Source organism: Streptomyces sp. NPDC001194 (assembly GCF_042896985.1).
GTDB lineage: Bacteria > Actinomycetota > Actinomycetes > Streptomycetales > Streptomycetaceae > Streptomyces.
The window spans coordinates 185,394-209,793 of the sequence record NZ_JBIAXU010000007.1 but is presented as its reverse complement, the minus strand read 5'-3'; the positions used below and the strand labels follow the sequence as shown (position 1 = coordinate 209,793).

Annotated in this window: 23 protein-coding genes; 9 read left to right on the top strand and 14 right to left on the bottom strand. The window is 70.8% G+C overall.

Annotation, left to right across the window (positions count from 1 at the left end):
• Positions 1-150: 150 nt before the first annotated feature.
• On the top strand, positions 151-2,907 hold the full coding sequence (locus ACFY1T_RS18195) for a penicillin acylase family protein (protein ID WP_390789032.1): 2,757 nt from the start codon (positions 151-153) through the stop codon (positions 2,905-2,907).
• Positions 2,908-3,009: 102 nt separating this feature from the next.
• Here the strand turns inward: ACFY1T_RS18195 and ACFY1T_RS18190 are convergent, their stop codons facing one another.
• The 6 genes from ACFY1T_RS18190 to ACFY1T_RS18165 all read right to left on the bottom strand — a co-directional run bounded on the left by ACFY1T_RS18190 (position 3,010) and on the right by ACFY1T_RS18165 (position 7,397).
• Positions 3,010-3,660 carry a hypothetical protein gene (locus ACFY1T_RS18190; protein WP_390789031.1) on the bottom strand — a complete coding sequence of 217 codons (651 nt, stop codon included), beginning with the start codon at positions 3,658-3,660 and terminating at the stop codon, positions 3,010-3,012.
• The gene (locus ACFY1T_RS18185; protein WP_390789030.1) at positions 3,657-4,124 is read right to left on the bottom strand and encodes a DUF6114 domain-containing protein; all 468 of its coding nucleotides are present in this window, start codon (positions 4,122-4,124) and stop codon (positions 3,657-3,659) included. Before ACFY1T_RS18185 ends, ACFY1T_RS18190 begins: the two co-directional genes overlap by 4 nt.
• The gene (locus tag ACFY1T_RS18180) at positions 4,115-4,777 is read right to left on the bottom strand and encodes a DUF6230 family protein (protein WP_390789029.1); all 663 of its coding nucleotides are present in this window, start codon (positions 4,775-4,777) and stop codon (positions 4,115-4,117) included. Before ACFY1T_RS18180 ends, ACFY1T_RS18185 begins: the two co-directional genes overlap by 10 nt.
• A 138-nt stretch (positions 4,778-4,915) precedes the next feature.
• Positions 4,916-5,710, bottom strand: a complete 795-nt coding sequence (locus ACFY1T_RS18175; RefSeq protein WP_390789028.1) for a MerR family transcriptional regulator — start codon at positions 5,708-5,710, stop codon at positions 4,916-4,918.
• A 52-nt stretch (positions 5,711-5,762) separates the two neighbouring features.
• Complete coding sequence (locus tag ACFY1T_RS18170) at positions 5,763-6,959, bottom strand: methyltransferase (protein WP_390789027.1); 1,197 nt, start codon at positions 6,957-6,959, stop codon at positions 5,763-5,765.
• A 48-nt stretch (positions 6,960-7,007) separates the two neighbouring features.
• The gene (locus tag ACFY1T_RS18165; RefSeq protein ID WP_390789026.1) at positions 7,008-7,397 is read right to left on the bottom strand and encodes a tetratricopeptide repeat protein; all 390 of its coding nucleotides are present in this window, start codon (positions 7,395-7,397) and stop codon (positions 7,008-7,010) included.
• Between the two features lie 119 nt (positions 7,398-7,516).
• On the opposite strand from ACFY1T_RS18165, the gene ACFY1T_RS18160 reads away from it, so the two are divergent.
• On the top strand, positions 7,517-8,482 hold the full coding sequence (locus ACFY1T_RS18160; protein WP_390789025.1) for a pirin family protein: 966 nt from the start codon (positions 7,517-7,519) through the stop codon (positions 8,480-8,482).
• Between the two features lie 422 nt (positions 8,483-8,904).
• Here the strand turns inward: ACFY1T_RS18160 and ACFY1T_RS18155 are convergent, their stop codons facing one another.
• Together ACFY1T_RS18155 and ACFY1T_RS18150 are read right to left on the bottom strand one after the other, a co-directional pair.
• On the bottom strand, positions 8,905-9,693 hold the full coding sequence (locus ACFY1T_RS18155) for a hypothetical protein (protein ID WP_390789024.1): 789 nt from the start codon (positions 9,691-9,693) through the stop codon (positions 8,905-8,907).
• The gene (locus ACFY1T_RS18150; protein ID WP_390789023.1) at positions 9,690-10,235 is read right to left on the bottom strand and encodes a hypothetical protein; all 546 of its coding nucleotides are present in this window, start codon (positions 10,233-10,235) and stop codon (positions 9,690-9,692) included. Before ACFY1T_RS18150 ends, ACFY1T_RS18155 begins: the two co-directional genes overlap by 4 nt.
• Before the next feature lie 624 nt (positions 10,236-10,859).
• Between ACFY1T_RS18150 and ACFY1T_RS18145 the strand changes: the two genes are divergently transcribed.
• Positions 10,860-11,762, top strand: a complete 903-nt coding sequence (locus ACFY1T_RS18145) for a helix-turn-helix domain-containing protein (protein ID WP_189733929.1) — start codon at positions 10,860-10,862, stop codon at positions 11,760-11,762.
• A gap of 162 nt (positions 11,763-11,924) precedes the next feature.
• Positions 11,925-12,902 (top strand): hypothetical protein, encoded by a 978-nt coding sequence (locus ACFY1T_RS18140; RefSeq protein WP_390789022.1) that lies wholly within the window; start codon positions 11,925-11,927, stop codon positions 12,900-12,902.
• Positions 12,903-13,047: 145 nt separating this feature from the next.
• Here the strand turns inward: ACFY1T_RS18140 and ACFY1T_RS18135 are convergent, their stop codons facing one another.
• Positions 13,048-13,563, bottom strand: a complete 516-nt coding sequence (locus ACFY1T_RS18135) for a helix-turn-helix domain-containing protein (protein ID WP_252310438.1) — start codon at positions 13,561-13,563, stop codon at positions 13,048-13,050.
• Positions 13,564-13,663: 100 nt separating this feature from the next.
• On the opposite strand from ACFY1T_RS18135, the gene ACFY1T_RS18130 reads away from it, so the two are divergent.
• The 3 genes from ACFY1T_RS18130 (at position 13,664) to ACFY1T_RS18120 (ending at position 15,774) form a co-directional block, all read left to right on the top strand.
• Positions 13,664-14,449, top strand: a complete 786-nt coding sequence (locus ACFY1T_RS18130; RefSeq protein ID WP_390789021.1) for an SDR family oxidoreductase — start codon at positions 13,664-13,666, stop codon at positions 14,447-14,449.
• Positions 14,450-14,474: 25 nt separating this feature from the next.
• Entirely contained in the window at positions 14,475-14,834 is a 360-nt protein-coding gene (locus tag ACFY1T_RS18125; protein ID WP_390789020.1) for a nuclear transport factor 2 family protein, read from the top strand.
• A 463-nt stretch (positions 14,835-15,297) separates the two neighbouring features.
• Positions 15,298-15,774 carry a cupin domain-containing protein gene (locus tag ACFY1T_RS18120; protein ID WP_266782098.1) on the top strand — a complete coding sequence of 159 codons (477 nt, stop codon included), beginning with the start codon at positions 15,298-15,300 and terminating at the stop codon, positions 15,772-15,774.
• A 410-nt stretch (positions 15,775-16,184) separates the two neighbouring features.
• On the opposite strand, the gene aspA is transcribed toward ACFY1T_RS18120, so the two are convergent.
• From aspA to ACFY1T_RS18095, 5 genes are all read right to left on the bottom strand, one after another.
• Entirely contained in the window at positions 16,185-17,594 is a 1,410-nt protein-coding gene (aspA, locus tag ACFY1T_RS18115; RefSeq protein ID WP_073772927.1) for an aspartate ammonia-lyase, read from the bottom strand.
• Between the two features lie 71 nt (positions 17,595-17,665).
• Positions 17,666-18,688, bottom strand: coding sequence for an asparaginase (locus ACFY1T_RS18110; protein ID WP_390789019.1), 1,023 nt, complete (start codon positions 18,686-18,688; stop codon positions 17,666-17,668).
• Positions 18,689-18,772: 84 nt separating this feature from the next.
• Positions 18,773-20,212: an amino acid permease gene (locus ACFY1T_RS18105; protein ID WP_073796631.1), complete on the bottom strand. Its 1,440-nt coding sequence runs from the start codon at positions 20,210-20,212 to the stop codon at positions 18,773-18,775.
• On the bottom strand, positions 20,209-20,940 hold the full coding sequence (locus tag ACFY1T_RS18100; protein ID WP_073796630.1) for a FadR/GntR family transcriptional regulator: 732 nt from the start codon (positions 20,938-20,940) through the stop codon (positions 20,209-20,211). Before ACFY1T_RS18100 ends, ACFY1T_RS18105 begins: the two co-directional genes overlap by 4 nt.
• Before the next feature lie 32 nt (positions 20,941-20,972).
• Positions 20,973-21,764: a gamma-glutamyl-gamma-aminobutyrate hydrolase family protein gene (locus tag ACFY1T_RS18095; protein WP_390789018.1), complete on the bottom strand. Its 792-nt coding sequence runs from the start codon at positions 21,762-21,764 to the stop codon at positions 20,973-20,975.
• A gap of 247 nt (positions 21,765-22,011) precedes the next feature.
• Between ACFY1T_RS18095 and ACFY1T_RS18090 the strand changes: the two genes are divergently transcribed.
• Positions 22,012-22,920, top strand: coding sequence for a LysR family transcriptional regulator (locus ACFY1T_RS18090; protein WP_390789017.1), 909 nt, complete (start codon positions 22,012-22,014; stop codon positions 22,918-22,920).
• A gap of 214 nt (positions 22,921-23,134) precedes the next feature.
• On the top strand, positions 23,135-24,400 hold the full coding sequence (locus ACFY1T_RS18085; RefSeq protein ID WP_390789016.1) for a hypothetical protein: 1,266 nt from the start codon (positions 23,135-23,137) through the stop codon (positions 24,398-24,400).

Here is a 24,400-nt window from a genome sequence, read left to right as displayed (position 1 = left end):
CGACGTTCCGCACGTCCGGCAACGCATTTATGCCGTCGGCCGGGGGTCGGCGTCAACTCTCCTCAAAAGTGACGGTCGTTCATCTTACTGAGTGGTAGGCCCGCCAGTACCCTCCCCCGTGACCGCTTCCCGCCCCACGGAGGAGCACGCATGCGACGTCCCACCGCCCGCCTGAGAACTGCCGTCGCCGCCGGGGTGATCGCCCTCGGCGCGGCCCTGCTCTCCCCGCTCGCGTCCGCGTCCGCCGCGCCGTCCGCCGACCCCGTCCCGCTGCCCGTCGCCGACTACTGCGGCGGTCAGTGCGCGGACATCCTGCCGCCCGGACAGAACGGCAACGCGACCCTCGCCCAGATCCTCCTGCACAAGGCGTTCGGCACGATGCCCGCCCACGCCTCCGACCAACTGGCCCGCTACGACTCGCTGGTGGCGGGCTACCCCGGTCTCACCGACGCCAAGGTCAACGACTTCTTCAACGACGCCTCGTTCGGGGTCCCCGCCGGCCAGGTCGAGTCGACGAGCAGCCCGCGCTCCGACGTCACCATCACCCGCGACAAGAAGACCGGCGTCCCCCACATCAAGGGCACCACCCGCTACGGGACTTCCTACGGCGCGGGGTTCGCCGCCGCCCAGGACCGGCTGTGGCAGATGGACCTCTTCCGTCACGTCGGCCGCGGAGACCTGACCCCGTTCGCCGGCGGCGCCCTCGCCAACCAGGGCCTGGAGCAGCAGTTCTGGCCGCAGGCCCCGTACACCGAGGCCGACCTGCAGGCCCAGGTGGACCGGATCCGCACCACCGAGGGCGACCGCGGCCGGCTCGCGATGGAGGACGCGCAGGCGTACGTCGACGGGATCAACGCCTACCGCGTCCAGTCCAAGAACGGCCGCTACTTCCCCGGTGAGTACGTGCTCACCGGCCACATCGACTCGATCACCAACGCCGGAGAGATCCAGCCGTTCAAGATCACCGACCTGATCGCCCTCGCCTCCGTCGTCGGCGGGCTGTTCGGCGGCGGAGGCGGCGGCGAGGTGCAGGCCGCGCTCTCCCTGCTCTCCGCGCAGCAGAAGTACGGCCTGGAGGAGGGCACCCGGGTCTGGGAGTCCTTCCGCGAGCGCGACGACCCGGAGGCCGTGCTCACCGTCCACGACGGCACGAGCTTCCCGTACGCGCAGAAGCCGGCGAACCCGCAGGGCACCGCGCTCCCGGACCCCGGATCGGTCACCGCCGAGCAGCTCGTGTACGACCGTACGGGGGCGGCGGCCACGGCGGCCGCCGCGAACCCGCCGAAGCCGGTCAAGCAGAGCATGTCCAACGCCCTGCTCGTCTCGGGGGCGAAGACCGCGAGCGGCCACCCCGTCGCCGTCTTCGGCCCGCAGACCGGCTACCTCGCGCCCCAGCTCCTCATGCTCCAGGAGATCCAGGGCCCCGGCATCAGCGCCCGCGGCGCCTCCTTCGCCGGCGTGAGCATGTACGTCCAGCTCGGCCGCGGCCAGGACTACGCCTGGAGCGCCACCTCCGCCGGGCAGGACATCACCGACACCTTCGCCGTCGAGCTGTGCGAGCCGGGCGGCGGGACCCCGACCACCGCGAGCGCCTCGTACCTCTACCGCGGCACCTGCACCCCGATGGAGAAGCTGGAGCGCACCAACGCCTGGAAGTCCTCGGTGGCCGACCCGACGCCGAACGGCTCGTACCGGATGCAGGTCTGGCGGACGAACTACGGCATCGTGACCCACCGCGCCACGATCGCCGGCAAGCCCGTGGCCTACGCCGCGCTGCGCTCCACGTACCGCCACGAGGCCGACTCGATCATCGGCTTCCAGATGCTCAACGACCCCTCGTACGTGACGGACGCCCGTACGTTCCAGCAGGCCGCCCAGCACATCGGCTACGCCTTCAACTGGTTCTACGCCGACGCGCGCGAAGCGGCCTACTACAACAGCGGGTTGAACCCGGTCAGGCCCGCCGGGGTCGACGCCGCGCTGCCGATCGCGGGCCGGCAGGGCTACGAGTGGCAGGGCTTCGACCCGGCGGCCAACACCGCCGCCTACACCCCGCCCGCGGAGCACCCGCAGTCCATCGGGCAGGACTACTACGTCAGCTGGAACAACAAGCAGGCCAAGGGGTACGCCGCGGCGGGCTTCGGCATGGGCTCCGTGCACCGCGGCGACCTCCTCGACCGGCGCGTCGCGCCGCTCGTCGCCGCGGGCGGGGTCACCCGCGCCAAACTCGCCCAGGCGATGGCGGACGCGGCCGTCACCGACCTGCGGGCCGAGAACCTGCTGCCCGAGCTGCTCGCCGTGCTGCGCAGCGCGCCGGTCACCGATCCGGCGGTGTCCGCCGCGGTCGACAAGCTGGCCGCGTGGCAGGCGGCGGGGACCGAGCGCAAGGAGACCGCCCAGGGCTCGAGGACGTACGCGCACGCCGATGCCGTCCGGATCATGGACGCCTGGTGGCCGCTGCTGATCGAGGCCGAGTTCGAACCGGGCCTGGGGGAGCCGCTGTACGACGCCCTGCGGGCCTCGCTGACCGTGGACGAGGCGCCCAACGCGGGTCACGGGCCCACCGGTTCGCATGCCGGGTCGGCGTTCCAGTACGGCTGGTGGAGCTACGCGGACAAGGACCTGCGCACGGTGCTCGGGCGTCCGGTGGCCGGTCCGCTGGCCAGGGCGTACTGCGGAGGCGGCTCGCTGTCCGCGTGCCGGGACGCGATGGCGGCCACGCTGAAGCAGGCGGCGGCCGCCACCCCGGCGTCCGTCTACCCGGCCGACGGGACCTGCGCGGCCGGCAACCAGTGGTGCGCGGACTCGATCGTGCAGCGTCCGGTGGGCGGGCTGAGCCACCCGCAGGTCAACTGGCAGAACCGGCCGACGTACCAGCAGGTGGTGGAGTTCCCGGCGCACCGCTGAGGATCCGGCCGTACGCGCGGGAAGGCCCGCCGGCCCCGGAGCGCTCCGGGGCCGGCGGGCCTCCTCGTCGCGGCCCCCGTCACGGGTGGCCGCAGCGGCCCGTCAGGGGCCGACGGTGATCTGCTGCGCCGGGTCGGTCGTGTCGGTGACCTTGTACACGGCGTTGAAGACGGACGCGGTCGCGCTGGTCGGGCAGCCGAACCCGCCGGTGACCGTGACCGGCACGGAGGCGTTGGTGAAGGTCAGGCTCGGCGGGGCGCCGTTCGCCCAGCTCCCGGCGACGTTCGCCGGGGCGGTCGGGGCGGCGGTGACCGTACAGGTGGCCAGGCCGGACGTCTGCACGACGAGCCCGCCGGTCGGAACGGTCATGGTGGCGGTGATCGGCGAGCCGTTCTGCATCGACACCGACCAGGCACCGCTGGTGGTGACGGTCGGGGTCACTCCCCAGACGCTGGAGGTGCAGGAGCTGTACGTCGGCGGGGAGATCGGAGAGGAGACGGGACCGGAGGCGTTCTGGTTCCCGGGCGCGGCCGGGACCGTGCCGGTGGAGACGGAGACCGTACAGGTCACCGTCACCGAACCGGCCTTGAGGGTGGCCTTGCCGCTGAGGGTGGCCTTGAACGAATGCCCGGCCGGGGTGACGGTGGTCGATCCGGCCAGCGGCGCGGGCGCGGCGGTGGCGGTGACCGAGGCCACCGACAGCGCTCCGGCGGCGGCCAACCCGAGGGCGAGCGCGGTACGCGTGCGGCTCATGGCTGTGCTCCTTGGGGATCGGGGTGCGCGGTGGTGCCGGTTGGGGTGGGTGCGGTGGAGGTGGTTCCCGTGGGGGTGGGGGAGTGCGGCTCGGGGGAGGGGTGCCGGGCGGCGGCGTTCGGCTGCCAGGCGAACATCAGGCCGCCGCCGAGGATCCCGAGCAGGGTGCCGATCAGGAAACCGCCGAGGTTCGACATGACCAGCGCGGCGGTGGCGATGAGCGTGGTGAGGACACCGGCGAGGCTGCGCTGCGCGGGCGAGAACCAGGCGGTGAGGCCGAGCACGATCATGACGATGCCCATCAGGACGGACGGGATGCCCGCGATGCCCTGCTGGAGCATCACCTTCAGCGGTGCGAGCGGCAGGGCGCAGATCTCCGCCCCGGCGAGGACGGCGAAGAACCCTCCCCAGAACGGCCTGCCCCGACGCCACTGCCGCCACCGCCGCCAGAGGCTCAGAAGCATTCCTTCTTGCCCTTGCTGATGTTCATGCTGAGCCCGGAGAGCTTGAACGTGCCCGCGTTCGTGGCCCAGGCCGTCTGCTGCAGATCGGTGATGGCGACGGTGTCCGCCTGCTGGGCGAACAGGTCCTGCATGCCCACGGCTTCCGCCGGCCCCTTGTCGAGGGTGGAGGCGTCGCGGCCGATCTCGATGTTGCTGAACACGGCGTCACCGGAGAGCTGGGTGGCGTCGACGAACAGGTTGCTGGCCTCGACGGGGGCCTTCTTGCCCGCGGTGAGGTTGAGCGAGATGTCGCCGACGACCGGGAGCGTGGTCACCACCGACTGGCAGAGACTGTGGAGCTTGGCCTCCTTGATGGCGGTGACGGCCACCGGGATGAGCTCCTCGCGGGCGTTGACGTCGATGCTGCCGTACTGGGCGAAGCCCTCGCCCTCCAGGCTCGAAGCCGACACCTTGAACTGCTGGCCCGACACGGCGAAGGAGGCGGCGAGCGCGCCCTGCGCGAGGGCGATGCCGAGGCCCGCGGTCACGGCGATGGCGGGGACGGTCAGGACGGCGAAGCGGCGCCAGCGGACGCGGCCGCCTCCCGCGTCTTCGCTGCCGCCGCCTCTGCCGGGCGGGGCGGAGGAATCCGATAAGTTGGGGGAATCTGCCATGAGATGGTCCCTTATTTCGGCTGTGCACCGTTGTTACCGACGAGTTGAATGTAAGAGTGCCAATGGGGGTTGGCAAGGTTGTTCGACCGTGCCTTTTCGGCCGACTCCTACCGATCGGTCACCGCTTCCGGGGCCGGTTCAGGGGTCCTTGCGGATCAGTTCCGCGACCTCCGCCTCCACTCGCCTGGCCATCGCCCGGGCGAACTCCGAAGCCACGACCTCGCCCGCCACCGGACGCAGCGCCGCCACCGCGTCCGAGATGTGATCCAGTTGGGTGGCCGAAAGTCGCTCCAGTCCGTCCGGTCCGATCACATGCCGCCGGAACAGTCCGACGAACCGGTCGGCGAGCGCGGCCGCCTGCGTCTGCACGAAGTCCCCCGCGTCGAGGATCTCCGCGAGCGGCACGCCCTGGCGCACGAGCGCGAGCGTCGCCTCCAGCAGCCGCCGGCTCTGGTGCGTGACCCGGTCGCCCTCGATCCGTACGTACCCCAGCTCCGCGGCCCGCCGGGTGTCCTCGGCCGTCCCCGCCGGGCCGAACAGCTCGCGCAGCTCGGCCAGGGTCATGGTGACCGGCTCCTCGTGGACCCAGTCGCGGGTCATCGCCCGCTCCAGGCCCAGGAGCTGGGACAGTCCGCTACCCGCCTCCCAGGCGTGCAGCAGCTCGGCGATCCCGTTGACGGTGTACCCGCGCCCGAGCAGATCGCTGATCAGGCGCAGCCGGGTCAGGTGGTCCGCGGAGTACCAGGCGATGCGGCCCTCGCGGCGCGGCGGCGGGAGCAGCCCGCGCTCCTGGTAGTAGCGCAGGTTGCGCACCTTGACGCCGGCCGCGCGGGCCAGGTCCTCCCGGCGGTAGCGCGTGCCGTCGGGGCCGGCGTCCGTACGGCTTCGCGCACTGCCGTCCGTACCGTCGTCTTCTCGTACCTGGCTGCTCACGCGGCCGAGTGTAGGACGAACAGGCGGAGCTACCGGCGGGTGTACCGGCAGGTCACATGGGTCGCCGGCGCTCCTCCTGCTTGACCGCGCGCAGTACGACGAACTTCGGTTCGCTCGCGGCGACTTCGCTGTTGCCGAAGAGGCGGCGCAGGTGGGTGTGGTAGCCCATGTGGCGGTTGGCGACCACCCACAGCTCACCGCCCGGGCGGAGCACCTTGCGCGACTGGGCGAACATGCGCAGCGCCGTGGCGTCCGTCGTCGCCTGGTGGGAGTGGAACGGCGGGTTGCACAGCACCAGGTCGACCGAGCCGGGGTCCAGCATGGCCACGCCGTCGCCGACGAGGAAGTCGGCCCGCTCGCGCTCGCGCTCGACGTTGGCGCGGAAGGTGGCCTTGGCGGAGGCGACGGCCTGGTACGACTCGTCGGTGAAGACGATCTCGGCCTTGGGGTCCGCGACCGCGACCGCCGTGCCGACGATGCCGTTGCCGCAGCCCAGGTCCACGACCCGGGCGCCGCCCGTGTTGTTCGGGATGCTCTGGAGGAAGAAGCGGGTGCCGACGTCGAGCCGGTCGGCGCAGAAGATGCCGGCGTGGTTGACGGCGGTCAGACCGGCGCCCGAGCCCGCGTCCTCGTCCAGCGTGTACGTCACCGGCCACGGGTCGACGGCGCGCGTCGAGGTGGCGCTCGGCGTGCAGAAGATCAGGCGGGCCTTCTTCTCGGCGAGCGAGGTCCTGGTCGGGCCGAGGATCTTCTCGAAGAGCTTCAGGGTGGAGGTGTGGATCTCCTTGACCATGCCCGTGCCCACGATGACCGTGCCGGCGTGCACGTGCGGCGCCAGCCGGTACAGCTGGTCCTCCAGCAGCGCCAGGCTCTTCGGCACCCGTACGAGGAGCACGTCGATCCGCTCGGGCGGCGCGTCCTGCGTGGTCAGCAGCCGCACCGTGGACTTGGCCGTGCCGATCCCGGCGCGGTCCAGGTTCCCGGCGGTGCCGGCCCGGGCGAGGTAGGAGTCGGTGATCTGCGTCGGGTGGTACGCGGCCAAGGCCGTCGTGAGCGCCCCCCAGCGGTCCCCGAGGATCGTGATCTGCCCGGCGCCGGCCAGGTCCACCGGGCCGTGTTCCCCCGTACCGGAGTCGAGGTGGCGCAGCAGGTACTCGTCGGCGGCGTCCCAGGCGCGGAGCTGGTCGCGCGGGTCTTCGGGGAAGCGGGTGAGCTCGTAGGAGCCGAAAGGCGTGGTCAGACGGTTCATCGTGACCCCAGGCTAACCGAGGCGGCGGCCGGGCCCCGCACCACTCGCTCAGTGCTCCGGGAACTCGCCCGCCATCGCGGCGGCCATCCGCAGGTGGGGGCGGGCCTCGTCGGGCCGGCCCTGGCGCTCCAGCGTCCGGCCGAGCATCAGCTGCGCGTAGTCCTCCACCGGCCAGCGCTCGAGGATGGCGCGGAGCTCGCGCTCGGCGCGGGAGAGCTGGGCGGAGTGGTAGTAGGAGCGGGCCAGCAGCAGCCGGGGGGCGAGCTGGTCAGGGGTTTCGCCGGCCAGCCCGTCCAGGATGGCCGCGGCCGTCGCGTACTCCTTCGCGTCGAAGAAGAGCAGGGCGCGCTCCCAGCGCTCGGCCGCCGTGCCGTGCTCGAAGTACGTCGTCGGCGTGTTCGCCGGCGTGTTCGTCGACGAGTCCATCGGCGAGTTCATCGGGATCCCTTCCGCCGTTCAGGTGGCGTCCTTGCCTGACCGTCCGCCTGCCACAACACGTGACGGCGGCCGGACATTCCACCGAACGCGGCACGGGCGGCGGTACTAGGTTGTGCGGTATGAGCAATCTCGATCGCCAGCCCGCTCTCTCCGCCTGCGGCGGCCGTGGCTTCGTCGTGGCCGAACCCGTGCGCGAGCTCCTCAGCCCGCGCACGGTCAAGCTCGGGGAATCCACCGAGGTCCGCCGACTCCTGCCGAACCTGGGCCGCCGCATGGTGGGCGCCTGGTGCTTCGTCGACCACTACGGCCCGGACGACATCGCGGGCGAGCCCGGCATGCAGGTCGCCCCGCACCCGCACTCCGGGCTCCAGACCGTGAGCTGGCTGCACGACGGCGAGGTGCTGCACCGGGACAGCGTGGGCAGTCTCGAGACGATCCGCCCGCGGGAGCTCGGCCTGATGACCTCCGGCCGCGGGATCAGCCACTCGGAGGAGAGCCCGCGCTCGCACGGCCGCATCCTGCACGGCGCCCAGCTGTGGGTGGCCCTCCCGGACGAACACCGGAACGTGGAACCCCATTTCCAGCACCACGCGGAGCTCCCGCAGGTGACCGCCCCGGGCCTGACGGCGACGGTGGTCCTGGGCACCCTGGACACGGCGACCTCGCCGGGCACGGCGTACAGCCCGATCGTCGGCGCGGACCTGGCGCTCGCGGAGGGTACGCAGACCCGCCTCCCGCTCGACCCGGACTTCGAGTACGCGGTGCTGTCGATGTCGGGGGAGGCCCACGTGGACGGCGTCCCGGTCCTCCCCGGCTCGATGCTCTACCTCGGCTGCGGCCGCACGGAACTCCCCGTCCGCGCGGCCTCGGACGCGGGCCTGATGCTCCTGGGCGGCGAGCCGTTCGAGGAGGAGATCGTGATGTTCTGGAACTGGATCGGACGCTCCAACGAGGAGATCGTACAGGCCCGAGAAGACTGGATGAACGGGTCGCGATTCGGTGAGGTGAAGGGCTACGACGGCCCTCCGATTCCGGCCCCAGAGCTTCCCCCAACCCACCTGAAGGCGCGAGGAAGGGTGCGTTGACCTGCTGGTTTGTGCGCGCGAGGGCTGGGTGTGGTAATCGCGCCCGGCCCTCCGGCTTTGGTTTCGCAGGGGAGGCTGTCGAATGCGGGGCGAGAGCCTTCGGCGCCGACGGTCGAGTCTCATGTGTCGCAGGCTGTAACCAGGTTTGGTCGGACGAATGCTGACCTTTTGCTGACCTTACTGACGAGTAGTTAGATCTGGTTGCCGGTTACGTCGCCGCCTCTTGGTAGTCAAGGGCGATGGTGGTCGCCGCCGGGCCGTCGCCTCCCACCACCCTGGCGGCGAACCCGGCCGGGGTCTGCGATCCATGGATGAGGGGGGCGGGTTAGTGCGCGGCGGGTGTTGTGCACAAGTGACAAGACATTGCTCGGCCGGTCCTCTTCGCCGCGCGGAGCTGGAAACGTCGTGTGAGAGCGGGAAGCCTACGGCTCCGATGTGACGGGGCGTTCCAGTGGAGTGCCCTCTTTGAGGAATCGGGTGACCGCGTCCATGCGGTCGGAGAATCCGACTGGTGTGTGGTCCGCCAAGAGGTCGAGGTGATCGGCGGGCCAAGCTTGGGGGTTGCCCTTCAGCAGCACGAGGCGCTGGTCGAAGGCGTAGTCCGCGCGCTCGATGCGCTGCACGAGCGACAGGGCATGCTCCAGGCCCTGCTCAGAGCTGCCGACGGCCTGCACCAGGACTGTTCGCTTGGGCAGGTTGATGCGCGCGGTGGGGCGTACCGTGGCGCCGCGGGGGAGCTCCACGGTGGGGCGCCGGTCGTAGGCGATGCGGGCATCGTCGAGGTACGCGTAGAACTGACGCACGAGCTTGCTGTCCCGGTCAGGGGCTGCGAGCCATCGCAGGCCGTCGGTGGTCAGCATCGCACTACTGATGTCCGATACGAGCGTCGCCGCCTGTTGCAGGGGCCGGCGGCCAACGATTCGTCCGTCCACTTCGCTGAGGCGGAATGCGCTGAGTGTCTCGGTCCAGGCGGTCGCTGCTCGGGTTGGGCCCCAGACGTCGACTCCGGCATCGGCCAAGCGAGAAACCATGGTGCCGCCGTCGCTGGCCAAGGCGTCGTCTCCGGACACTCGGAGAAGGACGGTCAGGCCGTCTCCGTCAGCGAAGTACGAGCGTCCTGTGAGTGCGACGGATCCCGGGCGGCTTGCCGGTGCGATGTGCCAGCAGCGCAAGTCCTCGGTGAGGCGAGGGTCGAGGGGGGAGGCGCTCATGGGTATTCCTCGAATCCCTCTAGCGTCGGGGCCGGTATCGGCGGCGTGGGCGGAACCCAAACGTAGCCTGCGGAGATGTCCATCTTGCATTCCAGGACGAAGTCCCTGACGACGCGGTCGTACTCTTCGTCCATAGAGGTGAGCGTCGCATTGGCGATCGGGTCCGGCGCGTGACGGATGTCGTCCGGGGCGTAGACGTCCCGGTTGCCTCGCTGTTCGCTCCACCTGTGTTTGTGCGTGCGATTGATGAAGTGCTCGCCCGTTTCACGGTCGAGGTGTGTCCCCCGAACATCGAGGCGGCGGAGGACCGTGCGGCTTCCGGGGTGGAGGAGTATCAGGCTGTACTCCCACGGCTTGTCGAGGCCTATTCGGAAGCGGAGGTCGAGGCGGCAGGAGAGATCGGTGCGGACGGGAGTGTTCGCCTCGACGTGGATAGGGGAGTACGCGCGACGCGGAGCATTCTTCTGTTTCCACCGGAACGGAAGGTGGAGAGCGCCTCCGACCTTGCCCCCGAGGATCTTGTCGGCCAGGGCATCGATCATCACGTCGTCAGGTCCATGCACTCCCCCCTCAGCATCGAGACGACGAACATAGAACCAGCACCACGGGATTGATAGTGGAACGGATCAACGTTTTGCGTCTTCCTCAAGGCCTTCGGCCACACCCCGCGCGAGCCTCCACCGCTCCAGCAAGCCGCCGGTGGTCTGGGCTCGGTCGACGCGGAGGGCGGTTCCTCTGTGCGTCGGCGCTGGCAGCAACTTGCCGACCGGGTTCGGAAGTCTGCGCAGTCGCCGTGACAGCCGCCGACACCAGAGAGCCGCGCCGTATGGCTCAGCAGATTCTTCGTCTGCTGGTGGTACACGCGCCACACCCGTCCTGAGCAGGCAAAATGAAGCAATCTACCTTCGATGGCTCGGTACTGGCCCGCATCTGGCCCGGATCGTGGTCGTGGGGGAGCCCAGGCCCCGACCTGGGGCCCGACGCCCTCGCGTTGGGGCTCCAGCGCCCGATGGCGGACACGTCACTGACCAGGTCGTAGACCCGGGCGGCGCGGCATCGACCCAGCCGTGCCGGGTGAAGGTGAAATCCGATGTGTCCAGGACCCGCTGTTGCCTGTCCACGCCAGGGTCAGGCTGTGCGGTCGGGCCCCGCCCATACTCGGATCCATGAAAGCAAAAGTGCGGCTCGGGGAGTTCCTGCAGACGCGGCGATCCCAGCTGCAGCCGGAGGATCTCGGGATACCCGACTACGGCGAGCGGCGCCGGGTGCAGGGTCTTCGACGCGAGGAGCTGGCGTCGCTGGCGGGTGTCAGCGTGTCCTACTACACCCGGCTGGAACAGGGGCAGTCCCTGAACGCCTCACCGCAGGTGCTGGACGCGATCGCACGGGCCCTGCGGCTGGAGGAAGCCGAGCGCCTGCACCTGCAGAACCTGGCCCGATCCTCGGCCACGGGCTCGGTACGAGGCCGCCGGCCCGCCCCGGAGCGGGTGACGGAGGCGACCGGCCAGCTGCTGGAGGCACTGGTCCACGTCCCGGCCATCGTGACCGGCCGCCGCAGTGACGTCCTGGCATGGAACCGGCTGGGCCATGCGCTGTTCGCCGGACACCTGGACCCGGGCACCCCGGACCGGCCGGCACAGCGGCCCAACATGGCCCGGCTGGTGTTCCTCGATGCGCACACCCGTGACCTGTACGCCGACTGGCCGGCGAAGGCCAGGGCCGTGGTGGGGAATCTGCGCCTGGTGGCGGGCCGGCACCCGGACGACACCGCGCTCCATGCGCTGGTGGGCGAACTGAGTGCGAAGAGCGCGGACTTCGCCTCGATGTGGGCCGACCACCGCGTCACGGCCTGCGCCGTCGCGACCTACGAGATGCGGCATCCGCTGGTCGGCCCGCTGACCGTCACCCAGCAGACCCTGAGCCCAGGCCAGGACCCGGATCAGGGGCAGAGCATCGTGGTCGCCACCACCGAGGCCGACTCGCCCGCGCGGACCACCCTGGCCCTCCTCGCCCAGGTCACCCCGCAGCACGACCCGGCGCGCCCGGGAGTCCGGGCCGGGTCGGGCTGACCCGGCCCACACCATCGGACGCCGCACAGACGTCCGCGAGTGCCCGTCCGTCCCTCCACTCGCCCCGGTACGAGCGGCCACCGGCCGCCCTTCCCTGAAGCCATCCCCAACCCCCGCGCGTCGGCGTACCGCTGCCGCATGCCCGAAAACAGTGAAGGAACCATGTTCAAGAACACGTACACGTGGTCCAAGACCGCCACGGCAGCAGCCGTCGTACTGACCGCGGCAGCGGTCCTCGCGGCCACCCCCGGCGTCGCGTCAGCCCTCGCCGCCCCGCTGAGCTGCGCACGCATCGCCACGCACTTCGACCTGGCCCGGCACCAGACGCCGGAGAACATCGCGCTGGCTCCCGACGGCAGCGCGTACGTCACCTTCGCCGCCGCCCGCCAGGTCGCCCGCATCACCCCCGGGGGATCCACGCGGATCCTGGCCACCCTGCCCGCGCCCGCCGACGGCGGCGTCCACACCCCGGTCCTGGGCTTCGCTCTGACCACCGGCATCGTCCGTGCGCACGACGGCACCCTGTACTTCCTGTACGCCACCGGCACCTCCGAACTGACCGGCTTGTGGCGCCTGCGCCCCGGCGGCGTACCGCAGCGCATTGCCGCGCTGCCCGCGGCCGGCCTGCCCAACGGCCTGGCCTTGGACCCGCGGACCCGGACCCTCTACGTCACCGACTCCGTCCTCGGTACCATTTCGAGCGTGCCCACCACCGGCGGCACCCCGACCATCTGGTCCGCCGCCCCCGAACTGGCCTCCACCGGATTCCTCGGCGCCAACGGGCTGAAGATCCGGGGCGGGGCGCTGTGGGTCACCAACCTTGACCGGGGCGTCGTCCTCCGCATACCCGTCCAGCGCGACGGTCGCGCCGGCCAGGTCCAGACCCGGGCCACCGGCCTGGCCGGGATCGACGACTTCGCCTTCACCGGCCACGGCGACCAGATCCTGGCCGCCCGCAACGGCCCCGGCGAGGTCGCCCTCGTCCAGCCCGACGGCACCCACTCCACCGTCCTGACCGCCGCCGATGGCCTGCAGAACCCCACCTCCATCGCCCTGCGCGGCGACACCGCCTACGTCCTGAGCGCCGCGTACGTCACGGCGAAGGACCCCAACCTCCTCCTGGCCCACCTGAACGGCTAGCCCCAATGTCGTGAGGGTCCATCAGGATTCATGGCACTCGCCACCCGCCGTTACGGCCGGTGCGACGGTCCCCGCAGCCGACGCCACATCGGCCGAGGCGCTGATCGCGGTTCTTGGAAACGTTCGGTGCTTGGCCGCGGCATCGCTACGCCTCCGAGGGTGTGGCCGGCCGCGTCGCGTAACGGTGGCGCATGGCGTCGCTGGCTGCGGGGCCTGCGGTGAAGACGTAGGTGTCGCTGTCGTCGAGCCGGCGGCCGGTCTTGGCGTCGACGACGACGGGCTCGACTTCCTCGCCGCTGTGCGCGTTGACGAGGATCATGCTGCGTTCGGCCGGTGTGAGGCGGGAGTTTCCCCACGCGGCCAGGGCGACGATCACCGGTCGCAGGGAGTGTCCGAGTTCGGTGAGGACGTACTCGTGACGCACGGGGTTGGTCTGGTAGGGCCGGCGCTCCAGTAGTCCGTCCGCGACGAGGGTTTTAAGCCGGGTGGTGAGCATGCTGGAGGAGATGCCCAGGCTCTCCTGGAACTGGTCGAAGCGGGTGTAGCCGTCGAAGGCGTCGTGGAGGATCAGCAGCGTCCACCACTCGCCGACGTGTTCCACCGTCGTGGACAGCGGGCATTCCCGGTCCTCCAGCCTGATCCGGCTTGCCAAGGCGACCATCCCCTCAGTTACTGCTAAAGTCGAAGTTAGTGACTTCCATTTTAGCAGTAACAAGGGATGGGGCGCCCTCTGCGCCCCGCACCCGGGAACGGAGCACAGCGTGACCGCATCCATCAGCGAATCTCTCGAAGGCCGGCGCGCTCTGGTCACCGGAGGCACCAAGGGCACTGGAGCCGCCATTGCCCGGCGTCTCGCCCAGGTCGGCGCGACCGTACTGGTCACCGCCCGCAGCCGCCCCGACGACGTGGAGGAGAAGACGTTCATCACCGCCGACCTGTCCACCCCCCAGGGCGCCGCAGACGTAGCCGCCGAGGTGGGGGCCCGCGTGGGAGGCGTCGACATCCTGGTCAACACCCTCGGCGGGTCCGAGGCACCGGCCGGCGGGTTCGCGGCGCTCGGAGAGGACCACTGGGCGAGGGAGCTGAACACGAACCTGCTGGCCGCCGTTCGTCTGGACCGCGCGCTCCTGCCGCACATGATCGCCACGGGCAAGGGCGCAGTCGTGCACGTCACCTCGATCCAGCGCCGCATGCCGCTGTGGAACGGAACTCTGGCCTACGCCGCAGCCAAGGCCGCCCTGACCACCTACAGCAAGGGCCTGGCGAACGAGGTCGCCCCGCACGGCGTCCGCGTCAACACCGTCTCGCCCGGCTTCGTGCAGACCTCCGCCGCCGACAACCTCATCGCCCGGATCGCACAGGAGGCAGACATCACCCAGGAAGCCGCGTTGGGCCGGCTCATGGACTCCCTGGGCGGCATCCCTCTCGGCCGCCCCAACCGGCCCGAGGAGGTCGCCGAGCTCGTCGCCTTCCTCGTCTCCGACCGCGCCTCGGCCATCGTCGGCGCCGAACACGTCATCGACGGCGGCACCACCCCCACCGTCTGAACCCGCCACCACACCGAGGAACGTCATGCACGACAACCAGCCCCGAACCATCACCCCGGACACCCTGCCCGAGGTGATCACCCGCTACCTCACAGCGCACCGCGCCCACGACACCGCAACCGCAATCGCGGCGTTCACCCGCGAAGCCACGGTGATCGACGACGGCAACACCTACGAGGGCAACAAGGCGATCGAGGGGTGGCTCGGCCGATCCGCCACCGAATTCACCTACACCGTCCACCTCGCGAACGCTCAGCAGACCGACGCGACCCACTACATCGCCACCCACCACCTCGAAGGCAACTTCCCCGGCGGCACCATCGATCTGCGCTACCAGTTCACACTCCGTGGCAACCTCATCGAACGCCTTGTCATCGAGCCCTGAGTCCGCTCACCTGTTGCCGCCTGCGCGACAAGCCCCGCTCACCCAGGGGCGCCCCTCCCAGCCGTGCCCAGTATCCGCCCGACCGCCGGGCCAGCCCGCGGTGCTGCCCGCCGGACTGGACGTAGCCGTAGACCTCATGACTGGTCTGGAGCCCGTTCACGACGGGCGGTTCGCTCGTGGAGGTCAGCCGCCTGGAGATACTCGATCGTCGCCTCGGTGTCCGACGTGATCTCGGCGAGCTCCCGGGCAGACGGTCTCACTTGGCTCTGACATCGAAGTCATCAACGTCGACAGGCTCCCGCTCCACTTCGACGCCGAGCTGCCGCGTGTGCCCGGGGCCCGTGGCAGCCCGGCTCGAGTGGCACTGGCGTCGGGCCAAAACATCCCGGTCAGTCTGGAAGGGTTGGCCCGGCGCAAAACCTGTGCCGGAACGCGTACCACCTCCGTCGACCGGGAGAGAAGCATGACCATCAAGGACATCGGGCCCGAACCTCAGAGTTTCGACCTCGAGCAGGCGACGCTGGAGAACACCAGCTACCGCTCGGTCGCCTGGTCAGGGAAGTACCTCCAGCTGACCCTCATGTCGATCCCGGTGGGCGAGGACATCGGCCTGGAGGCGCACCCGGAGACCGACCAGTTCCTCCGGCTCGACGCGGGTCGCGGCCGCGTTCAGATGGGCAGCGCGAAGGACCGCCTCGACTTCGATCAGGAGGTCGAGGACGGCTGGGCGGTCTTCGTACCCGCCGGCACGTGGCACAACGTCACCAACACCGGGGACGAGCCCATGCAGCTCTACGCCGTCTACGCCCCGGTCCACCACGCCCCGGGCAAGATCCACGCAACCTTCGCCGACGCGGAAAGCGACGAAGGGTCGGGCAACGACGAACCCCCGACCTGGTCGGTCCAGCCCACCCACCACCCCGCGGACAAGCACGCCTGACCACAGTGGGGACCCAGGAGAACAGACGAGCACCAGGTCGCTGACCTGGGCTCCGCTATGGAGCGGATGCCGGACCCGGATCGGCTTCCGGCACACGATCCGCTGACCGGGTCCGGTCGGTCCTCGCGGTATGCACCGCGCGTGGCGCCGGTTGCCGCGCAGTCCTCCCGCGACGACACCGCAAGCCCGGTCCCCCTCACCCAGAGGGAGCCGCCGATCGCCGGCGGGTGGCACGCGAGGCGCCATCGCGGCCTCAAGGCGCTGGCCGACGTCGGCGCGGCCCGGGAGGTGCTCGGCGGCGATCGTGGGCGTCGCCACCTCGGGCCGTATCCGCCCCGCACGACCACGTCCACCCGCCGCACCCCGCGCTCCGACCGGGCGGACCCAGTCCGGTCCCAGTCCGGTCCCGGTCAGGGACGGGCCGGGCCGGTTCCCGCGAGCACCTCGGGGCGCAGCAGGGAGGTGAGCCGCTCGGCCGGCAGCAGCCCCCGTTCCAGGACCAGCTCGGCCACGCCCCGGCCGGTGGCCAGGGCCTCCTTGGCGATGTCGGTGGCGGCGGTGTATCCGATGTGCGGGTTCAGGGCGGTCACCAGGCCGATGGAGTTCTCGACGGTGGCGCGCAGCATCTCGGTGTTGGCGGTGATGCCGCTCACGCAGCGTTCCGCGAGGGTGAGGCAGGCCGCGCGCAGGTGAGTGACGGACTTGGACAGCGAGTGCAGGATGACCGGCTCGAAGGCGTTGAGCTGGAGCTGTCCGGCTTCGGCGGCCATGGTGATGGTGATGTCGTTGCCGATGACCTCGAAGGCGACCTGGTTGACGACCTCGGGGATCACGGGGTTGACCTTGCCGGGCATGATGCTGGAACCGGCCTGGACCGGGGGCAGGTTGATCTCGCCGAGTCCGGCGCGGGGCCCGGAGGACAGCAGGCGCAGGTCGTTGCAGGTCTTGGACAGCTTGACGGCGACGCGCTTGAGGACGCCGGACATCTGGACGAAGGCACCGCAGTCCTGGGTGGCTTCGACCAGGTCGGGAGCGGTGACCAGGGGCAGGCCGGTGATGTCGGCGAGGTGGCGGCGGGCGGCCTCGGCGTATCCGGCCGGGGCGTTGAGACCGGTGCCGATGGCGGTGGCGCCGAGGTTGATCTCGTGGATCAGTCCGAGGGCCTCCGCGAGTCGGCTGCGGTCCTCGTCCAGCATGACGGCGAAGGCGGAGAACTCCTGTCCGAGCGTCATCGGCACGGCGTCCTGGAGCTGGGTGCGGCCCATCTTCAGGACATCGTGGAACTCGGCGGCCTTGCGGGCGAAGGCGTTCTGCAGGACGGCCATGGCGTCGAGGAGACCGCGCACCGCGAAGACGGTCGCGATCCGCACGGCGGTCGGGTAGACGTCGTTGGTGGACTGGCCGAGGTTGACGTCCTCGTTGGGGTGCAGGTGTCCGTACTCGCCCCTGGAGTGGCCCAGCAGCTCCAGCGCGCGGTTGGCGATGACCTCGTTGGCGTTCATGTTGGTCGAGGTGCCGGCGCCGCCCTGGATCACGTCGACGACGAACTGGTCGTGGAGCTCGCCGCCGCGGATCTCCTGGCAGGCGGCGACGATGACGGCCGCCTTCGTGGGCTCCAGCAGGCCGAGTTCCCCGTTGGCGAGGGCCGCGGCCTCTTTGACGGCGGCGAGGGCGTCGATCAGGTGCGGGTAGGTGGAGATGGGCGTGCCGGTGATGGGGAAGTTCTCGGTGGCGCGCAGGGTGTGGACGCCCCAGTAGGCGTCGGCGGGGACGTCGCGGTCTCCGAGCAGGTCGTGTTCGGTGCGGCTGGAGGCGGTCAAGGCGATCACGGGTGTACGGATCCTCTTCCTGAGGTGAGCGGATCGAAGGTGGGGAGAGGGGCAGGCGGGTGTCAGGCGGTTGCGGTGACGGGCGCGCCGGGCGGGTTCAGGGCCGCTACCGGCCGGATGCCGCCGACGGTCCGGCCGCCACCGGTGACGGGCTCGCCCGTGAACCCGGCGAGCAGCCGGGGCTCGACTCCCGCACGTGCGAGGGCGGCGGCCGTCACTGCCGTACGCGCGCGGTCGGCCCCGTCGGCGACCTTCACGGCGACGGCCCGGCCGTCGGGCAGCGCGGCCACCTGGACGCCCTCAAAGCCGTCCTTGGCCAGCAGTCCGGGCACCGCGCGAATCAGTGCGGCGGTGTCCCGCCCGGTACCGGAGGCCATCTCCGGGTGGAGGCGCAGTGCGTTCGCCACACGGTGCTCGGCGGTGTCCGGGGCGGCGGTGGCGATGCGGGCGGCGGCGCGGGCCAGGCCGTGCAGGGACACCGCGAACAGCGGGGATCCGCAGCCGTCGACGGTGACGTTCGCGATGTGCTGGCCGGTGAGCTCCTCGACGACCTCGGCGATCGCCCTCTGGAGCGGGTGGTCCGCGTCGAGGTAGCTCTCCGGGGGCCACCCGGACAGCTTGCACAGGTACAGCATCGCCGCGTGCTTGCCGGAACAGTTCTGGGCGAGCCGGGACGGCCCGCGGCCCTCGCGCAGCCAGGCGTCGCGGACGGCCGGGCCGTAGGGCAGGTCGGGGACGTTGCGCAGGTCGGCCTCGGTGAGACCGGCCAGCTCCAGGACCAGCCGGACACCCGAGAGGTGGTGCTCCTCGCCGGAGTGACTGCCCATCGCGAGGGCGAGCAGGGCTCCGTCGAGCGGCAGACCGGCCCGCACCATGGCGACGGCCTGGACCGGCTTGAGTGCCGAGCGTGGATAGCAGGCGGCCTCGATGTCTCCGATGCTGGTCCGGACCTCGCCCTCGCCGTCGAGGACGGCGACGGAACCGTAGTGGATCCCCTCGATCATGCCGCCCCGCATGACGTGGGCGACGGGGGCGTGCCGGGGCTCGCGGATCGCGGGCGCGTCCGCGGGGAAACTGCTGCGCATCACTGCCTCGTTCTGTGGTGGGTCGCTGCTGACAGGGGGTGGCGACCGGCACCCCCGGGCGCAGGGCACGGGCGGGCGCCCGGCTCAGCCGTCGCTCCGGGCGGCGGCGCGCGCCACGCGGCCGCGGACCGCGTACCAGCCGGCGACCAGCGCCGCGGCGATCAGCGGTACGCACAGCACGGTGGTGCGCCCCGCGCCTCCGTCGGCGTACATGAGGACCAGGACGGAGGCGAGGAAGGCCAGCGTCACGAGTTCGGTCCAGGGGGAGCCGGGCAGGCGGTAGGAGGGGCGGGTGAGTTCACCGTCGCGGGTCTTCCGCCAGAAGAGGAGGTGGCAGACCATGATCATGCCCCAGGTGGCGAGGATGCCGATCGCGGCGAGGTTGAGGACGATCTCGAACGCGTCGGCGGGGACCACGAAGTTGAGCCCGACGCCCAGGACGCACATGCCGCTGGTGAGGAGGATGCCGCCGTAGGGGACCTGGGTGCGGCTGAGCCGTGCGGTGAACTGCGGAGCGGAGCCGTTGACGGCCATCGAGCGCAGGATGCGGCCGGTGGAGTAGAGGCCGGAGTTGAGCGAGGACATGGCCGCGGTGAGGACGACCAGGTTCATCACGTCGGCGGCCGCCGGGACGCCGATGTGGGAGAGCACGGTCACGAACGGGCTCTGGCCCGCGCTGTAGCTGCTCCAGGGCATCAGCATCGACAGCAGGACGACCGAGCCGACGTAGAAGAGGCCCACGCGCCACATGATCGAGTTGATCGCCTTCGGCATGATCTCCTCGGGCTTCTCGGTCTCGCCGGCCGTGACGCCGACCAGTTCGACGGAGGCGTAGGCGAAGACGACGCCCTGGATGATCAGCAGCATGGGGAGCAGGCCGTTGGGGAATATCCCGCCGTTGCCGGTGATCAGGGCAGGGCCGGGGACGGCGCCGTCGACGGGGTGCCGGGTCGCCAGGAGGAAGATCGCGATCCCCATGAAGACGACCAGGGCGCCGACCTTGACGATGGCGAACCAGAACTCCAGTTCGCCGAAGATCCGCACCGAGATGAGGTTCACGGTGAGGACCACGGCCAGGGCTATGAGGGCGATCACCCACTGGGGGACATCGGAGAACAGGTGCCAGTAGTGGGTGTATGTGGCGACGGCGGTGATGTCGGCGATGCCGGTGGTCGCCCAGTTGAGGAAGTACATCCAGCCCGCGGTGTACGCGCCCTTCTCCCCCATGAACTCACGGGCGTAGGAGACGAAGGCGCCGGAGGACGGCCGGTACAGGACCAGCTCGCCGAGCGCGCGCACGACGAGGAACGCGAAGATCCCGCAGACGGCGTAGGCGATGAACAGGGAGGGCCCGGCCTCGGCGAGGCGTCCGCCCGCGCCGAGGAAGAGCCCGGTACCGATCGCGCCGCCGATGGCGATCATGTTGACGTGGCGGGGTTTCAAGGACTTGCTGTAGCCGGTGTCACCGGCGTCGACGTGACGGGTCGTGGGGCGCTTCTCGTCTTTGAGGAACTGCTCGCTCACGCCTCGGGTCTGCCTTCTGTAGGGGCGGTCGTGCGCTGGGAGCGCACGATGTCGGTAAGGGTCGTCTCGACCCGGAGCAGGTGGTGGGACATGGCCTCCACCGCGTCGTGCTCGCTGCCGTCGGCCAGCGCCTCCAGGATCGCCCGGTGCTCGCAGTTGGACTGCTCGCGCCGGCCGCCCAGTTCGTTGAGGAAGGTCGACTGACGCGCCAGTGCGTCGCGGATCTCCTCGATGACGCGGCGGAAGACGGGGTTGCGGGAGGCCTCGGCCACGGCCAGGTGGAACACGGTGTCCATCGCCACCCACGCGGTGGTGTCGGTCTCCTGCTCCATCCGGTCCAGCAGATGGCCCAGGTGGTCCAGGTCCTCGGGGGTGCGGCGCAGCGCTGCGTACCCGGCGACCGGGATCTCGACGTGCCGGCGCACTTCCAGCAGGTCGCTGGCGGCGTAGTCGCCGAAGGTGGGCTCATCGACCGTGTTCGCCAGGACGAACGTGCCCTTGCCGCTCTTGGACACGGTCAACCCCATGGCCTGCAGGGCCCGGAGGGCCTCCCGCAGCACGGGTCGGCTGACCTCCAGGGTGCGGCACAACTCGGCTTCCGAGGGGAGCTTGTCGCCCACGGCGTACTCACCGCGCTCGATGGCGCTGCGCAGGTGGCCGAAGACCGCTTCCATGGCACTGACGCGCCGCGGAAGGGGGCCACCTGTCTGGCTGTCTGACAGGTTCACGGTGTGATCCTGGGGGGGTCCGCCCCGGGGTGTCAAGGCACCTGTGCCGGGAAAGTCCGGCCCGGCGCGTTTCGCACCGTGCGCGTGTTCTGTCCGGCCGTCCGTGCAGGACCGGTACCTCCGGCGGAGCCCGCGGCAGCCACCAGGGCCCGCACGACCGGCGCGCCGTCGCCCATCTCCGGGTGCCACTGGACGCCCACGGCGAAGCGGTGCCGGGTGCTCTCGATCGCCTCGACGGTGCCGTCCGCCGCACGGGCGGCGACGACCAGTCCCGCGCCGAGGCGGTCCACCGCCTGATGATGGTGCGTGGCAACGTGGTGCGTCCCCGGCAACAGGGCGCCGACCCGTGTCCCGGGTACGGTGGTCACGGCGTGGGAGCAGAAGTGGCCCCGATAGGGGTTGTGGCCGTCGTGGCCCACCCGGTCGGGCAGGTGCTGGATCAGGGTGCCGCCCTCGTGTACGTTCATCAGCTGCATCCCCCGGCACACCCCGAGCACGGGTATGTCGCGGGCGAGGCCGGCAGCCAGGACGGCCCGCTCCCATGCGTCGCGCTCGCGCACCGGCGGCCCGGTACGCGGATGGGGCACGGCCCCGTACAGGGCGGGATCCAGATCCTCGCCTCCCGCCAGGAGGATCGCGTCCAGACGTTCGACCACGTCGGCCGCGGCTTCCGGCGCGTCCGGTGGCAGCAGTACGGCGCGGCCGCCGACCGCCCGGACGCAGTCCGCGTAGGCCGCGGGCAGCACTGCGGCAGGCAGGTCCCACTCACCCCACTGCGCGTGGGCGAGGTAGGTGGTGAGTCCGATGAGCGGTGGCTGGGGCATACCACTTCCTTTCGGGGCATGAGGGGTGGCCGTCGACAGCCGCAGCCGAACCGCCCGCAGCCGCCACGGCAGGCGGCGGCGGGTGGCGAGGTGGTACGGGCGGAGGCCACCGTGACGGCGGGGGAGGGGTGTTCGCGGTCCAGGAGCGCAGGCTTGCGTTTTCTTGCCGCGAGCAAGAATCCTGCTGGCGTTCATCTCCAATCACAAGAAAACACATCTTCGCGACAGATAAGTGAGCCTTAACTCCGTGCACGGACTCGACCCCCGCCTGCTCGCCACCCTCGAAGCCGTCGTGCGGCACGGCTCCTTCAGCGCCGCCGCACGCGAACTCGGCTACAGCGCGCCCGCCGTCTCCCAGCAGATCGCCGAACTCGAACGCCGCGCCGGCCTCAGGGTGCTGGAGCGGCGACCCGTTCGCGTCACACCGGCCGGCGAAGTCCTCCTCGGCGCGGAGCAGGGCGTCCGCAGCACGCTGGCGGCGGCGTCGGTCGAACTCGGCGCCATGCGCGCCGGGACGGCCGGACGGATCCGGCTCGGCGCCTTCGCCTCGGCCGCCACCGGCATCGTTCCGCAGGCGCTGGCCCGACTCCACGCGGCCTATCCCCACGTGCAGGTCAGCCTCAGCCAGCTGGAGCCCGAAGCCGGCTACAACCGGCTCAAGCGGGGGGACATGGACCTGGCGCTCAGCTACGACTACGACTTCATCCCCGTCCCGCCGCCGCGGATGCTGCGCCGGACGCTGGTCGCACGGGATCCGGTGGTGGCCGTCGTCCCGGCGCGCCACCCCCTGGCCGACCGGGAGGTCATCGACCTGGCCAGCCTCGCCTCCGAGACGTGGATCGCCGCTCCGGAGGCCGCGCTGCGCCTGGAACTGCTCTCGCAGATGGCCAACACGCCCGGCTTCCAGGCCCGCCTGCAATACGAGGGGGACGACTTCAACACCGTGCTGGGGTTCGTGGCCGCGGGCCTGTGCGTGGCCGTCATGCCGCGACTCGCCCTGCCCCGCACCCACACCCAGGTGGTGGCCCGCCCCTTGGCCGAGCCGCAGCTGACGCGCTTCATCTACGCCGTCCGCATCGACACCCGGCACGCCCCGCGCGTCGTCCTGGACCTGGAGGAGATGCTCGCCGCCCAGGCGTTGGTCGCGCTCGCGTAAGGCGCACGGTGTCCCGGGGTCAAGCGGGTGAACGGATCGTGGGGGAACGCGAAAAGCGGCCAACTTGACGGCCGTCGCACGCGCGTAGACCTCACCGGCACGCCGTACTTCCCATCGTGTCCGACTACCGGACACTGTGGCTGAAAGTTAAACTATTGTGTGACAGGCGCACTACGTTTGCCGCGGTTGACGTTCCACCGAGAGGAAACCCCTCATGACCGCAGCCGACAGCGTGCCGGGAACGGCGCACGTCCTCACCGGCTACCGCCCCGAGGACGGCTTCATGGCCGCAGAGCTGGACCCGCCCCCGGCCGAGTACGTATGGCACGACGAGAACGCCGAACAGCAGGACCAGCGTTACGGCCCGGGAGTCGGCTACCAACAGTGGCTGGCGGTGGACGCTCGCGACGGCGCCGTCTGGTTCGGCGACACCGACTGGCGAGCCCCGCAGGAGTCCCCTGGCAGCCGGCTCCCCGGCATCCCCCGCAGGGCACTCGGAGACGGGAACGTCCCCGCCCCCGGCATCATGGTGCAGCTGCTCGGCCACCTGAGCCACGACGAACAGCGCGGCTGTACATGGCGCTTCTTCGACGCCGAGGAACTGCACGCGCTCGCGGTGCGCGTCCTGCCCGCCGTGCAGCGGCTCGTGGACTCGATCCACCGGATCGGGCCCGACGGCGAGCTCGAGTGGTCGGCCGAGGCGGCCACCGCATGGGACGACATCGAACAGGCCGCGACGCCCGCCTTCGACCCCTCCGGGGAACTCCTCTGGCCCAGACCGCGTACCACACCGGTCCCGGCCTGGCGTGTCGAGGTCGGCGCCTTCCTGGCCGCCAACCCCGGGCTGTGCGATCCCTCCTGGGACCTGGCCACGGACGCGGAACTCGACACCTACGCCGACTACAGCCCCCAGAACGGCTACGGCGGCGTACCGGGCCGGATCTGCCGCGACGCCGACCGGCAGATAGAGGACGGCTTCACCTTCTACGGCCACCGCGCCGCCCTGTACGCCCACCGGGCACGGGCCTGCGGCGACCGTACTCCGACAGACGCCCGCGTCTGGCTGGAGACGACGGAGGCCGGGCGGGACACCTGGGAGGCGGCCAAGCCCCTCGGAGCCACCCTCGCCGACGTCCCCGACTGCGTGCTGGTGTCCCTGGCCGAAACGTTTCAGAACGCCGCGCACGAACACGGGCTGGCCCTGACGGGCCTGACCGCCCATCTCCGGCGGCTGCGCGGCGCGGAACGCTCCGCCGTCGACCGGCAACTTGTCCACGAGGGCGAGGAAGTCGAACGCCTCGAAATCATGCTCAAGGACTTTCGAGCCGCACGTAACCGCACCGTGACGCGGATCCTGGCCTGGTCCGACGGACGCGGGGACGCGGAGATCGCCCGCCTGGCCTCCATACCCGATGCATACGTCAGTGACTGGAGGGCCCGCCTCACCGACGAACAGACCACCATGACCCCCGGACCGTGA